Origin of the sequence: Leptolyngbya sp. PL-A3, assembly GCF_039962325.1 — a bacterium.
In the GTDB taxonomy this organism is placed as follows: Bacteria; Cyanobacteriota; Cyanobacteriia; order Elainellales; family Elainellaceae; genus Vacuolonema.
The window spans coordinates 1-14356 of record NZ_JAMPLB010000046.1 but is presented as its reverse complement, the minus strand read 5'-3'; the positions used below and the strand labels follow the sequence as shown (position 1 = coordinate 14356).

At 51.4% G+C, this 14356-nt stretch carries 21 protein-coding genes; 19 read left to right on the top strand and 2 right to left on the bottom strand.

Translation table 11 applies throughout. The features are described from left to right. The first annotated feature begins 162 nt into the window (after positions 1-162). The 5 genes from NDI52_RS25100 (at position 163) to NDI52_RS25080 (ending at position 3086) form a co-directional block, all read left to right on the top strand. Positions 163-681: a ParA family protein gene (locus NDI52_RS25100; RefSeq protein WP_348256542.1), complete on the top strand. Its 519-nt coding sequence runs from the start codon at positions 163-165 to the stop codon at positions 679-681. 237 nt (positions 682-918) lie between these two features. Continuing rightward, positions 919-1707, top strand: a complete 789-nt coding sequence (locus NDI52_RS25095) for a hypothetical protein (protein WP_348256541.1) — start codon at positions 919-921, stop codon at positions 1705-1707. A gap of 12 nt (positions 1708-1719) precedes the next feature. Next, a complete protein-coding gene (locus NDI52_RS25090) occupies positions 1720-1956 on the top strand; it encodes a hypothetical protein (protein WP_190789365.1) in 237 nt (78 codons plus the stop codon). A 54-nt stretch (positions 1957-2010) separates the two neighbouring features. Then, complete coding sequence (locus NDI52_RS25085; protein ID WP_190789364.1) at positions 2011-2214, top strand: hypothetical protein; 204 nt, start codon at positions 2011-2013, stop codon at positions 2212-2214. 524 nt (positions 2215-2738) lie between these two features. Then, entirely contained in the window at positions 2739-3086 is a 348-nt protein-coding gene (locus NDI52_RS25080; protein WP_190789363.1) for a hypothetical protein, read from the top strand. A 192-nt stretch (positions 3087-3278) separates the two neighbouring features. On the opposite strand, the gene NDI52_RS25075 is transcribed toward NDI52_RS25080, so the two are convergent. After that, on the bottom strand, positions 3279-3497 hold the full coding sequence (locus NDI52_RS25075; protein WP_348256540.1) for a hypothetical protein: 219 nt from the start codon (positions 3495-3497) through the stop codon (positions 3279-3281). Between the two features lie 185 nt (positions 3498-3682). Here NDI52_RS25075 and NDI52_RS25070 point away from each other — a divergent pair, with 185 nt between their 5' ends. The 14 genes from NDI52_RS25070 to NDI52_RS25005 all read left to right on the top strand — a co-directional run bounded on the left by NDI52_RS25070 (position 3683) and on the right by NDI52_RS25005 (position 13522). After that, positions 3683-3862: a hypothetical protein gene (locus tag NDI52_RS25070; protein WP_206754931.1), complete on the top strand. Its 180-nt coding sequence runs from the start codon at positions 3683-3685 to the stop codon at positions 3860-3862. 11 nt (positions 3863-3873) lie between these two features. Beyond that, the gene (locus NDI52_RS25065; protein WP_190789367.1) at positions 3874-4452 is read left to right on the top strand and encodes a hypothetical protein; all 579 of its coding nucleotides are present in this window, start codon (positions 3874-3876) and stop codon (positions 4450-4452) included. Positions 4453-4505: 53 nt separating this feature from the next. Next, positions 4506-4853, top strand: a complete 348-nt coding sequence (locus NDI52_RS25060) for a hypothetical protein (protein WP_190789272.1) — start codon at positions 4506-4508, stop codon at positions 4851-4853. Between the two features lie 65 nt (positions 4854-4918). Further along, positions 4919-5755: a hypothetical protein gene (locus NDI52_RS25055; RefSeq protein ID WP_190789271.1), complete on the top strand. Its 837-nt coding sequence runs from the start codon at positions 4919-4921 to the stop codon at positions 5753-5755. A gap of 276 nt (positions 5756-6031) precedes the next feature. Next, positions 6032-6286 (top strand): hypothetical protein, encoded by a 255-nt coding sequence (locus NDI52_RS25050; protein WP_190789270.1) that lies wholly within the window; start codon positions 6032-6034, stop codon positions 6284-6286. Continuing rightward, the gene (locus tag NDI52_RS25045) at positions 6286-6456 is read left to right on the top strand and encodes a hypothetical protein (RefSeq protein WP_190789269.1); all 171 of its coding nucleotides are present in this window, start codon (positions 6286-6288) and stop codon (positions 6454-6456) included. Before NDI52_RS25050 ends, NDI52_RS25045 begins: the two co-directional genes overlap by 1 nt. Beyond that, positions 6453-10079: a plasmid replication protein, CyRepA1 family gene (locus tag NDI52_RS25040; RefSeq protein ID WP_348256539.1), complete on the top strand. Its 3627-nt coding sequence runs from the start codon at positions 6453-6455 to the stop codon at positions 10077-10079. The genes NDI52_RS25045 and NDI52_RS25040 overlap by 4 nt, the downstream gene beginning before the upstream one ends. After that, positions 10076-10255 (top strand): hypothetical protein, encoded by a 180-nt coding sequence (locus tag NDI52_RS25035; protein ID WP_190789267.1) that lies wholly within the window; start codon positions 10076-10078, stop codon positions 10253-10255. Before NDI52_RS25040 ends, NDI52_RS25035 begins: the two co-directional genes overlap by 4 nt. Continuing rightward, positions 10252-10440: a mechanosensitive ion channel domain-containing protein gene (locus NDI52_RS25030; RefSeq protein WP_190789266.1), complete on the top strand. Its 189-nt coding sequence runs from the start codon at positions 10252-10254 to the stop codon at positions 10438-10440. The genes NDI52_RS25035 and NDI52_RS25030 overlap by 4 nt, the downstream gene beginning before the upstream one ends. Next, a complete protein-coding gene (locus NDI52_RS25025) occupies positions 10437-10685 on the top strand; it encodes a hypothetical protein (RefSeq protein WP_190789265.1) in 249 nt (82 codons plus the stop codon). The genes NDI52_RS25030 and NDI52_RS25025 overlap by 4 nt, the downstream gene beginning before the upstream one ends. Before the next feature lie 24 nt (positions 10686-10709). Further along, positions 10710-11240, top strand: a complete 531-nt coding sequence (locus NDI52_RS25020) for a hypothetical protein (protein WP_190789264.1) — start codon at positions 10710-10712, stop codon at positions 11238-11240. A gap of 44 nt (positions 11241-11284) precedes the next feature. Then, complete coding sequence (locus tag NDI52_RS25015; RefSeq protein WP_190789263.1) at positions 11285-11797, top strand: hypothetical protein; 513 nt, start codon at positions 11285-11287, stop codon at positions 11795-11797. A gap of 93 nt (positions 11798-11890) precedes the next feature. Continuing rightward, on the top strand, positions 11891-12823 hold the full coding sequence (locus NDI52_RS25010; protein ID WP_190789273.1) for a hypothetical protein: 933 nt from the start codon (positions 11891-11893) through the stop codon (positions 12821-12823). A 132-nt stretch (positions 12824-12955) separates the two neighbouring features. Further along, positions 12956-13522 carry a hypothetical protein gene (locus NDI52_RS25005; RefSeq protein WP_190789262.1) on the top strand — a complete coding sequence of 189 codons (567 nt, stop codon included), beginning with the start codon at positions 12956-12958 and terminating at the stop codon, positions 13520-13522. A gap of 597 nt (positions 13523-14119) precedes the next feature. On the opposite strand, the gene NDI52_RS25000 is transcribed toward NDI52_RS25005, so the two are convergent. Next, a partial coding sequence (locus tag NDI52_RS25000; RefSeq protein WP_206754907.1) for a hypothetical protein occupies positions 14120-14356 on the bottom strand: 237 nt, incomplete at its 5' end.

The following is a 14356-nucleotide window of genomic DNA, read 5'->3' as shown; positions in this document are numbered from 1 at the left end:
CGAGCGCCGCCTTGATTCAGTGGAGGAAGGGCGGCAGGCTTTAAGGACGCTAATCCGGTGAGGCTTGAGTGATAAGTTACTCAATTGAGTGAGTGATTGAGTAATCATTGCACCAATGAAATGAGGGGGCGTAGAATCCCCCTCATAGATTCAATATGTCTTATGTCCATTATCACTCTTACCCAATTCAAGGGAGGGGTGGGAAAAACTACCTGTGCCATCTGTTTGGCCGATCTGCTGCATGAGTTGGGTGATACCCTGCTCATTGATTCAGATCCCAACCGTAGCGCCTCGCTATGGGCCAGGAAGGGCACCCTACCCTTTACCGTTTGCACTGACACCGAAGCGCCCAAGCTACTCACTAGGGGCACCTACCGCAACGTGGTGATCGACACACCCGCAAGGCCAGCACAAGACGAGATTGTGAGCTTAGCGAAAGGGTGTGATCTGCTGATCCTCCCATCCAACCCAGAGCCGCTGTCACTCAATGCCTTGGCTCAAATTGTTTCGACGCTACCAGAAGGGACTGAGTATAGGGCACTGATCACGCTATCCCCACCTGCACCACAGAAGGACGGCATCGAGGCGATCGCCGCGCTTCAACGAGCTGGCATCCATACGTTCTCTAAACCAATCCGCAGACTTAAGGCTTATGTCCGCGCTTCTGATAGGCCTGATTGAAGCGACGCTGTCACCAAATGCAATTAGCCCTAATTCGGAGCCTGAAACAACATAAATTCGTTACTTGGCCGAGGCTAATGTGGAAAATGACGGCATTTTTTAGTACAAAACAACTGTGATGTAACCCTTATAGGATAAAGGTTACAGCCTAATTGCACTTTATGACAGCGTCGCTTCAATCAGGCCTACCTGGAAGGCGATCGCGCTGACCTCATTGGTAAGCAATGGATCGGTGGGTTGAACGCTTACTACAGCTCTCCCTCTGGCATCTACCGTGTAACTGACTCGACCGACGGGAAAGTAGATCTCTCGCTGCAACTGCTTCTCAGCTCCCTGACTTCGATCAATGTGCGGGGGGATTGGGAACTGTCGGTGGTGGCCAGTGTACATGATGGCAAGGTGTTCGGACGTGCGATCGCCCAGGCACTCACCGGTACCCACAAAGTACGGCTGATGGGGCATGAATCCACCATCACCATCCGGGTTGAAAAAGTGCTGGAAGAGGGAGCAGGAGCCGCCTATGCAATGCGAGCGGAGTACGACCTCACCAGCGCTCTACTCTTCGACATCGGTAACGGCACCACGATTTGTTCCAGCTTCAACAATCTCCAAATCACCTCTCGGGATTATGCGCCTACCGCAGGTGTGGAGCGGTTGATCGATGCGATCGCCACCTCCGACACAGTGCGGGCATATCTCAAGCGTCCGGCTGACCTCCACCTGATCCGCTCTGGCATTGAGAAGGGTGACTTCGTTTATGGCACCCAGCACCCTGATTGGAATTTCAAGGAAGCCTACGTGAAGGCGTTACCCGAGTGGTTTGCACAAGGGCTGAAGCCTTTTGTCAAAGCAGCAGAAACCCGTGTCCCTGCTGCCACCGCAATCATCGCGGTTGGTGGTGGCGCTTGCCTGCCGGGTATCGGGTCGCTGCTGGCCAAGAAGAACATAGCCGTCCCTACCCAACCCCGCTGGCAGAACGCCAAAGGGTTGTATGAAATTGCCCTCCGTCTCACCAGCCGCGTGTAGGAGGTTTGACTGATGCGTCTTTCAATTACCAAGCCTCAGCACCGTCAATTGTTGCTAGAGATTGCTGCCCAGCTACGTTCCGACGATCCAAAGGATGCCCTTGAGCATGTCCTCAATTGCTGGATCAGTCCTTACCATTCACAGCCCGTAGTCGTTCCTCCTGCAACTCCCGCCGATGTCGAAGCAGTAGCGATCGCCCCATCCCCTGATAGTGACTTAGATATCGAAGCTCTGGCTTCCTGGGATTGACCTAATAAAGTGTCGTCTACAGTTCAACCCTTTACCTCATAAGGATTTCAGCAGATGTCTCACCCACGTTATTACCCCGCAGTTCATAACCCTGATGCCCCGCATGGATGGAGCACACCCGAGGGAATGAACTACTGCCCACAGTTTGGCGATCGCCTCGTAAAGGTTGGGGGCCAGTGGCACATCGAGATCACGAAGGTCGTTAGCTACACCGAGGCTGGAGACGCCCACACCGTAAACCCTACTGCAATTTTGTGAGGGAGACGACCGCTTAGTTTGCCCCCAGCAACCGTCTCCTATTGCCCTTTCTTGCTCGCAAGGACTCTACCAGTATGCAGCGTTTCCACTGATTAATCCATTTGTTGTTGGTCGCAAAAATTACTAACTGTGTAGTGAGGAAGAGCGACCGCGTGGTGTGTGGTTGTACTGCGATCGCCCCCTGTCCCTTGTCTAGAAGGACTTCTCTATGATGCCCAAGTTTGCCCGCAGTATTTGTAAAAAAAGCGACCGCTCGATGATGAGGGGCGAGCGATCGCACCCTGTTTGTTTCCCGCTTTACAGGTTGTTTCTATGATGCCCAAATTTGCCTGTACTGCCCTAGCACCATTGGCCAAGCTAACCGCTGTTGTCCAGTGCAAACCGTTGGTTATCCGGCGAAAGTTACTCGAACCTTTGAATCGAAAGTTTTGTAACCAATAAGGAGAGCGATCGCCCGGATTCCCGCCCGCAAACGATCGCCCCCTGTCCACCCCTTAAACCGTCACAGCTTAAGGAGCTCCCCCATGATGGCTCAAAATGCCGTCCCGACTGAAACGCTCACAGATAACAGTCATTTCCTGCCCATTGCCAATTTCACCGACTCACGGCAGGCTTTGGCCCTGGCTGAGAAGTTTGGTGACCGCGACTTGGGCAAACTTTCGCCCACTGACCAAACAGCTCTGGTCCTCATCCTTTCCCGGTTGATTTACCACGACCACATCCAGAAGCCTATCGACATCTGGGAAGCCGCAGAGCAGGCCATCTCCGAGGATGAGGATCAAACCTCGGATGATATGGCGACCGCGCTGGAACTGCTTGAGGGCATTGACTCAGATGGGGCGATCGCACTGATTCAGTTTTTGGTGCAGTAACTGGCCTGATTGAAGCGACGCTGTCATAAAGTGCAATTAGGCTGTAACCTTTATCCTATAAGGGTTACATCACAGTTGTTTTGTACTAAAAAATGCCGTCATTTTCCACATTAGCCTCGGCCAAGTAACGAATTTATGTTGTTTCAGGCTCCGAATTAGGGCTAATTGCATTTGGTGACAGCGTCGCTTCAATCAGGCCAGGTATTCCACATAGCCCTGATTGGCGAATGTTGCGGGCTCTGGGAGATAGAGCACATAGCTTTCTTGCAGCACCATACCCAAGCCGCAGTAGAGCTTAGAGGCACCGTTGCCGATGTCATAACCGATTGGTAGGGATTGGTTAGGGGTGGCATCCTCTGTCAGTCGTTGCCGGGTGCGAGGGGTTGCAGCTTGTGGGGTTTGAGTAGGCATATCGGGCTTAACTCCTTGTCAGTTCTAGGTTTGCGAATTTTTGAAAGCTTTTTAGGAATCTGGCAGCTTTTGCCGTTCCTTGTCAGTTGCGGTCATGCTAGCATGAATTCATGAATTCTGGAAAGATGGAATTCTTGAAAAGGATCCACTCATGAATGAATGTGCCAATATTGGGAGCAACCCGTATGAGAGATGCAATGGCCGCTAGTCGAAGGGCTGATCCTGGTTTTGCCCAGGTCAGTGGATACGTCGCCAAAGAGATCGCACTGCAATTTAAAGCGCAATGCACGATGCTCGAAACAAGTCAGTCTGAAGCACTGGAAGAGGCGCTTAAGCTCTGGCTTGAAAAGAACAAGGGCAAGTGAGGGCGATCGCCATGAGTGATAAGGCCCAACGCGCCGAAATTCCGCTTGGTAGCGTCACCATTGAGGGGTTTATGTTGCCCGATGGCTCCTATGTCATGAGCCAAACTCAGGCAGCGCACCTGATAGGTGAGAACGAAATTAACGCCCGACGCTTTTTAGAGTCAAAGGCCATCAAAGCCTTGCTGGGTGATGGTTATACGCCCGACACTTTTGAGATTGAGCGTGACCCAGAGCAGGGACGAGGGCAGGGGCGGATCAGAGGATTGCCGCTAGAAATAGTCAGCACATTCTGGTTGCAGCAGACTTTTAGAGGAAACCAGCAAGCCCGCAGTTTATGCATGGCCCTTATGCGTGAAACTCTGGAACGGCGCTTCGACGCTGCCTTTGGCGTTACTCGTAGTGAGGATGAACGAAACCAGAGATTGAGTGAGCGCAATGCTGAATTAGAGCGGGCGCTGCGCTACCTCGGCGAGGGAATGGCGATGGAGGATGAGCTTTTGAGGCGGCTGGAACAGTATGAGCGGTGGTTTCAGGAAACTGGGTACAGCCCATACGAACTGCCTACAGAGGAAGGAGGTGAGAATAACTAGTCTTGTGGGCCACGTTTACCCACAGTTAACTTTGTGGAGTGATGGCGATCGCTATGTACTACGAAAAAGCTGTAAAACTCTTTTCATTAACGCTAGGCATCGTCCTTGCAGGACTAATGCTATTTGCCCCTGCTGCAGATGCAATAGCCCTTTATATACGCGTAACTAGCGCGGTTATCGCATCCTGGTTCATTGTCTACACAATTGCAGAAATACACCTGCTGGGTCCTGGCTTGAAAAAATTGCAGGGGGAGATGAAAGACCTGTTTCGCATGATCGCAGACCTGCAGCGCATAAATAACGAGTTATTTCGCGAAAATGACGATTTGAAGAGACTCCTCCAGGAACACGGCATTGAGATGCATGCCCTCCTAAGCGAGGAAGAAGGGGGTGATGCTTAGCTAGTCTTTCAAATCCAATTAGAACAAGTTTACTGTAGAGGCAGGATTCAGGAGGTGATGTAAGGATGGGAGCGATCGCGCCAAGTAAGCCAAACCTCGTTGGAATAAATGTTGTTACTGGCGATGATCTCACCGTCAGTATTCCGGTTGAGACAAAAGATCTGGATAAAGTGAAATTAATCGAAACCTTACTGGGATTGATACAGCGGCAGTACTCTAATGCTTTAACCAACGTGCCTCCGTACTTGATAGAAATACCAAAAGGTGATGCTTTAAAGATCAGCAGTCAGTCTCAAAATTTCACCTACATCGCCCTTTGGTTTTTAGGAATGCAAGGCTGTTTAAATAGCGGCTATAGCAAGACACCGTTCTTCAAAAGGCTTGACGTTAAAGCGCTTGAGAGGCCAGGGGAGATTATGCACACTGCCTACGAATTAACTAAAAAGCTTTATGAGCTTGCCGAGAAATTAGACGAAACAGATTGCTTGCCATACGAAAAACTTATTTATCACTGGGCTGCACTATTCCAGGAAGGTATGACAGAAGCAATGCAAAATATTCGGAGAGAATCAGGGAAAAGGAAGCTTGCTGATGAGATATGCAAAAAAGCAAAAGACCTCAAAACGCTTTTTACTTCCGGGATAGACCCTAGTGACTTTTCAGAAAAAGAATATCGCTGGCTAATTTTGGTCCGAGACATGGGCCGTACCCCAGAGAAAGAAACTCAACTGATAAAGGGTAAAAGAAAGGCGGTCCGGGACGCTTTTGAGGCATACCGTCAGGCCATTAGATGGTGGGGGTCTTATCTACGAAATGATTCGCCAGAGGATCTGAAGTGTGAGTACTCTGAAGGCGAATATTTGGTTGTTTTAGAAGGAGGTAGGCGAAAAACAAGGTATTAAGTTTGTGCCGAAAAACGCTCTAGATTTCTCTGAACATTTTTCATAGCCTTAAGTTAAGGCAACCGCGGACTGACCTGCTCTCACAACCCGGCAGTCTGCGGTTGCCCCAAAAAAAGAAAGGAGCACCATGAAAGATCCACCCTTACAAATCAAAAAGCGACTCGACACCAGCTCTCACCCCGGATCGAATCGCTTTTGAATTTTGGTCATTAGTTAGCCGACAGCGAATCAACTAACAAGCATTTCACTCACCCCAGAGGGGTGACCTACTTACCTATGAGTTTAGCGAAACAGGATCAATCCGTCACTCCCCCCAAAAATAGTGGGTCTACAGCACCCATTCGATCGCGGAACGCTAGCTATCAAATCCGCTGGAAGAAGCAGGCACAACGGGCACTTCAGAAGGCAAAGCGAGGCGGACATCCAGACCGGCGCGAGCGCAGATTGATTGCCAAGTTCAAAGCCTGGGAAGCAGCCCAACGGCAGCAGCAACAACAGTCCACCCCTGAACAGCAAAAGGCAGCAGCATAATGACGACCACCACCCGGCAAACCGTCGGGTCGGTGGTGGATGCCCCTGAATCTATCAAGCGGGCGATCGCTGCTGATCCGGCTAAGGCAAAACTTTGGGAAGAACTCCAGACTAAGACCTTTGAGGAATTAGCCTGGGGGATTTTTGAGCGTGGGGGGCTGGTGCGATGATCCACCCCACACTTCAACAGTTGAGTCTGTTGGGCTACCAGGCGGGCGATCGTGTCTATGCTCGGTTGCTCCTGCCTAAAAACATTCCCCTTGATGTAGCACTACGGAAGAGAATGGCGTTTGAGCCAAAGCCTGGGGAGATTGCACGGCTCCCCATTGACGGGTATCTAACGCTAATAGACGGCAGTTTTTCCTTCACCCGCATCTATGGGGATGGCAGGGAAAAGCACTATCCTGACGGCTTATCGTATCTGTCCAGTCAAAATCGCAAGGGATACGGGATTTACAACGTAGTGAACCCTGGCGGACGATATGACGAGCAGGTTACGAGCGGACGAGTCCTGTTCTATGAGTGCGACGATTGCAGCAAGGATGAGCAGTGGGCACGGCTGCGACGGCTGGAAACAATACTTGGGAAACCGGCGAGCGATGTTACCGACACAGCTAAATCGCTGCATTGCTATTTCACGTTAGAAGCACCTCTGGCTCCTGGAGAATGGACGAGGATGCAGCAACGTCTGATCCAGTGCCAGGATAGCGACCCGTCAATCTGGAACCCTTCCCGGCTTATGCGACTTCCAGGGTTTCTCCATTGGAAGTGGGATAAGGAAGCATCCGAACTGGTATCAACCCCCGTTACAATCGCGCAGGCAACTGATTCAGTTTTTACCCTGGCCCAGTTCGATCTCGTTCTGCCTGAATGGGACAGCGAGCGATGGGGCAAGAAAAGCCACCAGGGGGGCGATCGCATTCCCACTAATGCAGGGGATGATCAGTGGGATATTCGGAACTTTGCTCATCACCTGGAAGGCTTTAATCCGAACGGGCGTAAGCGTGGGTGGGCAACTTGTAAGTGTCCCGCTCACAATGGGGAATCTGATAACTCCCTGCATATCAATCTAGAAACCGGCGCATTCAAATGCCATGCGGAGTGCAGCGACAAAGCTGTTTATCATGCAGCTCTGGCTGTAGCTAAGGCTGCGGGTCATCAGTTCCCGGAGGGCAAGCGCTGCGGCAAGGGGCGGCAACATCCGATCCCATTGCCGACTTATGAGTTGACCTATCCGATCGCAGTCCTGCTGAACTCCCAATATTTAGGTGACGTTGCCATTCCCCGAGATCAAAAGCTTATTGGGCTCAAAGGTCGCAAGGGGTGCGGCAAAACCTGGCTCCTAGAACGTATGGTAGAAAATGCTCTGGCCAAAGGTCAGCAGGTGCTAGTGCTAACCCACCGGCGGCAGCTAGGGCATCAATTAGCTAACCGCTTCGGCCTTGCATACAAAGACGAATTGAGCCTTCAGAGTAGTGAGGGCGATCGCGAACTGGGTCTAGTTATCTGTTTTGACTCTGCACACCCTGACTCTGAAGCACGGTTCAATTGGGCTGACTGGACAAATGCCCTGATTATCATTGATGAATCTGAGTCTGGCTGCTGGCACGTTCTAGATGCTTCAACCTGTAGCGAGAAGAAGCAGAAAGGAAAAGGCGGGCGCGGGGCAATTCTTCAACAGATCCAAGGATTAATGAAGGGTGCGCTATCCCCTCATTCATCAGGGCAGATTGTACTGGCTGACGCTGACTTGTCAAACCTGTCGATAGACTTTGTTCTAAAGATGGCAGAGCAACCTCACTTGAAGCCTTATATCGTCTGCAATGAATGGCGCGAGGGGAAGGGCTGGACTGTGCTCAGCTACCCCCAAGTGGAAGCTCTTGTACTTGCGATGGAAGAGGCGATCGCAACAGGGGGGCGGCAGCTAATAGAGACTTGTGCCCAGAAAACAGATAGTAAGTGGTCATCCCAGAACATTGAAAGGCACCTAAAAGACTTGTTTCCCTGTGCTTCCATCTTGCGGATTGATTCTGATACGGTCGCAGATCCAGAGCATCCCGCTTATGGGTGTGTGGACCACATCAATGCAACCCTAGCCCAATACGAAATTGTCATTTGTACCCCTGTACTGGAAAGCGGCGTTTCTATTGAGTTATTTGGATATTTCCAAAATGTTTGGACTATTGCCCCCGGAGTAATTCCGGAAAATAGCGTCCGCCAGTTTATGGCGCGGCTACGTGATAACGATGTGCCACGGCATCTATATGCGGCTGAGCGAGGCTGCAACTTTGCTTTTGTTGCCAGTGGCGAGCATGGGCCTAAAGCGCTATTAGAGACAACTCACAAGGTCGGCAGCGTCAACTTAAATCTGATCAAGGATGCGTCCTTCTCAATTGACGTGGACGGGAATGTATCTAGTAACCCAGCGGCTCTAGAGACGTGGGGAAAGATGGGTGCTCGCATTAACCAGGGAATGCACCAATACCAAGCAGCAATTCATGCAGGACTGGAGATGGAAGGGCACTCTGTTTCCCAAGTTGAAATGCTCAGCAAAGCAGATGCTAAGGTCATTTCCCAGAAAATGGCAGAGGTAAGGAACGCAAGCCATCAAGCCTACTGCGAGGCAGTACCTAAACAACCCATTCCAGCCAACAAGGAAGAGTATGAGGCCATCAACCTGAAGCGGAGCAAAACAGCAGCAGAACGGCTGTCTTGTCGCCATTGGGAGTTGAATCAAAAGTATCTGGTAGACATCACCGCTGATCTGGTCAAAAGGGACTCAGAAGGTGCTCACAGCTTCTTCAAAAATCATTACTACCTGACGGATGGGGCACAGCATCTGAAGAACCGAGACAGAGAACGTTTCCAGGCGATCGCGGTTGATGGTGTTGCATGGGTTCCAGACATCAACAAGCATTGCTTAAGCGGGAAGATGGAAGCCCTTGAGAGGATTGGCTTCAAGGATCTATTACATCGGGTGATGGCGGGCGATGAACTGACAGATCTCGATCTAGATGTGCAGCTATTCTTTCAGCGAGTTTTGGGTAATGCCAATCTAAAGGGCGACGATCGCCCCCTTCCAAAGCTGTCGCCATCCGATGAAGAGAAGCGGCGGCAAGGCATCCGACAAAGTATCAAACAACTTACAAGGGTTGAGGTGCAGCCCACAGCGATCGCCACGGTGCAGGAGTATTTCAGTCAGATTCTAGGCTTCCGTCTCATGCGCACGGGACAACGCACGGTTTATCTGATTAGCAAAGATGGTGGGCCAGTGTTTGATGACAAAGGCAAGCCGATGAAGCAGCGGATTTGGATCTATCGCTATCCCACAGCAGAGTTGATCCAGAAAGCAGGTGAAGATGCCCCATACTGGCATCCATTCGACGGGCGGCAACAGGTCATGGACGCATGGCTTGCACGGGACAAGGCAAAGCAGGAAGGGGTACAGCATGAACTTCAGGTGCAGCCTGCCCCTGCCCCCGTGCTAGTGGGTGTGAGTACAGCGATCGCCTTGGCCCCCGTCGAGGCATTGCCCGCGATCGAAGAATCAAGCGTTTCAGCCCCAGTGCTGCACACGAAAAGCCATATAGATCTATCTAAGGCTTTTGATGTGCAATGTGTGCAGCCGTGTGCAGTATCCATAGAGGTTGGAACAAGGGGTGAGCCAGATTGGGCAGGGTTGCCACCGGATGAGGTGGAAATGTACCGGGCTGCATGGCTGCAATGCGACACAGACCATCGACGGCTTGCTTTGTTGGATGTGCTCAATTCATTGCGGGAGGTGGCATCATGACCGCTTTCCAGGTTGGCGATCGCGTCCTCACCCGTTGTGGACCTGGCACCATCCAGCGGATCAATCCCTACAGTGAACCTGTGGTGCGTGGCGACGGCGACGAGGACTCTTTCACGTTCTACGGCACGTTTCACCCCGATGAAGTGCAACTGCTGGAACAGGAGGCGGCTGCATGACCCATCCCGAAATTGCCCGCGATCGCAACGGTACCCCGATTAGGGTTGGTGATGTTGTGGCTTTGCCCTGGCAGTTGGGCACCGTGCTGGAAGTCGGCATCCCTCGCTGCCTCATCAGATACCCCGACGGCGCAGAGTTAGGAGCCGCAAATCGACTGATCACAGTATTGGAGGTGGCAGCATGAAGCACGACCGCGACCCCACTACGACCCGGCAGCAGGAAGAAGCCGATCTCCTTGTAGCCCAGGCGCACGGAATTATTGAGGTAATGCGGCGCAAAAGGTTGAACCTCAAGTTACTGAAAGCGGCGTTGGATGCTTTGAGGACAATCAACGGTTACAAACCTCCATGTGCCCCCAACAGACGATCGCCTATCAAACGTGGGGAGCCTCCCCCGATCGTCACCGTTACAGATCTGTTACGCGAATGACCTACTTAATGGAGATTCCTGAAAATGGTTAGTAAATCAAAGACCGTCACCAATCAGACCCCCGATACCGTTCAAGTTTTGTTCCTGCCTCACGTTCTTGGACCGGAAGAATTTAATTCTTTCGGTTTTTGTGGAAAGTTCACGATTTTTCCAGGCGGCAACGAAATTCCTGACTCTGTTTGGAAAGAAATGCAAACACACCCAGTGGTACGCCCCCGCATTGAAGCCGGGGCCCTGCGAGTAGCAGACCTGAGTCAGGAATCCGATCGCGTTCATTGGGTGCGCGGAACGTGGGATCTGTCTGTGCTGCGATCGATGCAACAGACGGAAGAGAGCGAACTGTTGCAAGAGGAAATTGCACTACAGATTGCCCGTCTAGTAGTCGCAAAATTCCCAGAGCGGTGGGGCAATGGGTTGGGTGAGACTCGATCCGCTTATGTCGGGCAATGTGGGTCTCAAATTTGGAAGCAGGCCTACAACTTACCAAGCCAACTGGAACTGCAGCACAAAAAATTTCTGCATCCCCAAAACCAACCTCAAAACGTTCCCGCCTAAGCCCGTCCGATCGCACTTACCCAACACTTTTGGAGACTCCTGAAATGCCCACAAAAAATACCCAAGTAGACCCGATCGCACAGCTACAGGCAACGGTAGAGAAGCTGGAAGCCGAAGCCCTCGACACCCAGACAGAGGCCGAAGCCCTTAAAGCCAAGTTGAGCACCACCAGAACGGAATTAACCCGCGCGCGTTTGGAGTTGCAACAGGCCCAGGAAGATGCTGATGCTAAAGCCCGCGAGGAAAAGATCAGCGCAGAGTTAAAGGCAACCCGTGAGATTGCAGCCCAACTGAATGCCGGTGTTGCTATGCTCATCACTCATTACCAGAACTTGCGTGACTCCTATCAGCACTTGCCCAAGGTAAAGGTTTGGAATGAGTTTGAGAACCATCTTCACAAACTACCCGTTGCCCTTTTCAAAGAAGGCATGGATGGAATTTTGATGGTTCCGATCTCAGAAGTGCAGATGAAAGATGCTGACACCTACAGGCGGCAATACCCAGAAGTGGTGGAAGTCTTACCGCAAATTACCAAACGGAAGATTGCCGGAACATAGACAGGTCCAATGGGTGGCAGATGGCGGCATTTGTCACCCTAAAAAAACCTGCGATCGCCCCAAGTGTTACAACGTTTTACCTATAAAAAAACGATGGTTGCCAACCCTCAAGCAAACCGGCAGAATGCACAGCACTCCACTGGCCCCCGCACGGCCCGAGGGAAGGCGATCGCCAGTCTCAATGCCACAAAGCATGGGCTACTGGCAGCATCACCCCCACTGATTGTGGGTGAGGATCTGGAGACGTTTCGAGGTGTGGTGCAATCCCTGGTAGACGAGCACCAACCGCAAGGCCCGACTGAATTCCTGCTCGTTCAACAGTTGGCAATGGCTCACCTCCGCTTACATCGGTTGTGGGGTGCGGAAGCGGCGATCGCGCGGTTGGAACAACTGAAGCTTGAGAAGGAGGCCAAAACCCCAGAACTCAGGACACACGAAGAACTACTTGGGGGTGGAGACGATAGCCCAGAGGTGATCCTAAAAGTAGAGCTGATTGTGCTCACCTCATTGATTAACGGTATCGACGACCAGATTCAATGGGAGATACCAAAGCGCGGTTTACGGAAGTGGAACGACAGTGAGGAAGCGATCGCACTGCTGGCAAGGCTGCATGAGCTACTTGGGGAAGCCATCAGAAAATATCCCCGTGAGTTCATCCCCAGGGCGCGTGATGTGGATCGGGGAATGGAGCACAGCCATATTTGGATGAGACTCATATCCTGGCAGTCAACAGCGGAATCTGAAGCTATCAAGCCAGGTGCTAACCTGCGCTACTTAATCCGAGATATAGAGCCCGAGGTGAACGAGCGGCGTGCGGAAGTCCAAGCCCAACTTGATGACCTGGCCCGCATTGAACAGGAACGGCAACAGGCCGCGATCGCAGTTCAAGCTATCCCACAGGATGCCGATCGATTGGCCCGCTATGAGCGCAACATTATGCGCTCAATGGAGGCCGCGATCGACCGTTTAGCAATGCTTCAAGAACGGCGCAGAGCGGGTTCCATGGGTTCGTTTGGTCAAAACTAGGGTTGTCACAGTGCCCCGCAAGAATGTAGAAAGCTGAAACCCTCACAACGCAAACACTTAAGGCCATTTTCAAAAGCTATTTTTCGGAAAAAGTCCCAGAAACTCTATTGATTTAGGCAAAATCAAAACCTCATGGGTAGCCTCCTCTCTGGCAACTACAGCGCACGATTTGACCGACGGCAGACCGTTGACGAGGTGCCATCGTTGGACGTGGCAACGCTTGCCCATGGTGGGCTCATCACCCCAGGCATGAGTGAGTATTGTGGGCAGCCTCTCACATGGACCGCTTGCAATTATGGGGGAATGCGTCCGTGGTGGATCTGCCAACAGTGCGATCGCAAGGTGCGGAAGCTTTACCGGGTTGGTGGTGTGATCGAGTGTCGCAAGTGTGCTGACCTGGGTTACCACTCCGAGCAGGTCAGCGGGCAACTGCGGAAATACTTTTTTGAGGTGACGTTACCCAATTTCTACCGAACAATGCGATCGCCCATTCGGGTCAATCCCCCGGGGACGGTCCCGTGGTTTGCTATGCCCCCACGCCCAAAGGGAATGCGCAAAGCCACCTACGCGCGGCACATTAAAGAACTGGATGAAGCGCATCAAGCAGTGTTGAGACAGCTGTTCGCTCATGCAGCGGCAGCGCTTCCTGGTTTGCAAAGGGTATTGCAAAAGAGTATGGAGGATAGCAAAAGTGATTGATTTGGTTGCCACTAAAGCAAGGTTACAAAACTGCGATCGCAAGCAAGATAAGGTTTGTGATGAGAGTTGGAGGTTGCCAAGTTCAGAGGCTAGATTGCGATCGCCAACTCTCACAATGCTAAGCTTGGAACTAAACCAACAAAAACCTGCCCCAGAAGGCAGGCGATAAGTTTTATACGTTCTTATATAATTTCCCACAAAAGCTATTTTTTTGCTACGGAATTAATACAAGATTGCTACCGTCCGTTAAGAGTATGGAAGACGTTAATCTAAACAAGGACTTGGAAAGCTTAAAGAGAACTGTAGATGAGTCAAAATCCCTTCTAAAGTGGCATTGTACGCTTTTTTTAGATACCCTTGTTCGCATTGAAGAGATTGGCAGGACCGCCCACGCTACCAAAGAACGCACCTCTACTGCCGTAGATAAATTGAGGGAGAACTCAGACGATGTTGCAGCCCGACAGGCATTAGAGGAATGCCAAGCTTTAGTAGATCCGTTAAGGGAGTCACTTAGCCAATACATAGCCGAATGCTCTCACCAAGTGCTGGAAATTAGTACTGCAACAAACGCTATAAAAGTTGCTGAGCGACTGATTATCAAGTTTTCAGCCGACCCCGGTACCACGTGCTTCTAAAAGCTGTTGCTAACGAAAACACCGTGCGTGACCGAGTCAGCTTCATCTCGATTGGTAACTGAACAACTGAGGTAAGCCACTGGTTCGACCAGTGTGACTCGAAGAGTTTTGAGCGTTGCGGCAGTAAAGTAACTCCTACGGTGGCTTGATGAGCCAACTCCGTAGGAGGAAACAACAATGACCCAATCGTATCAAAGCC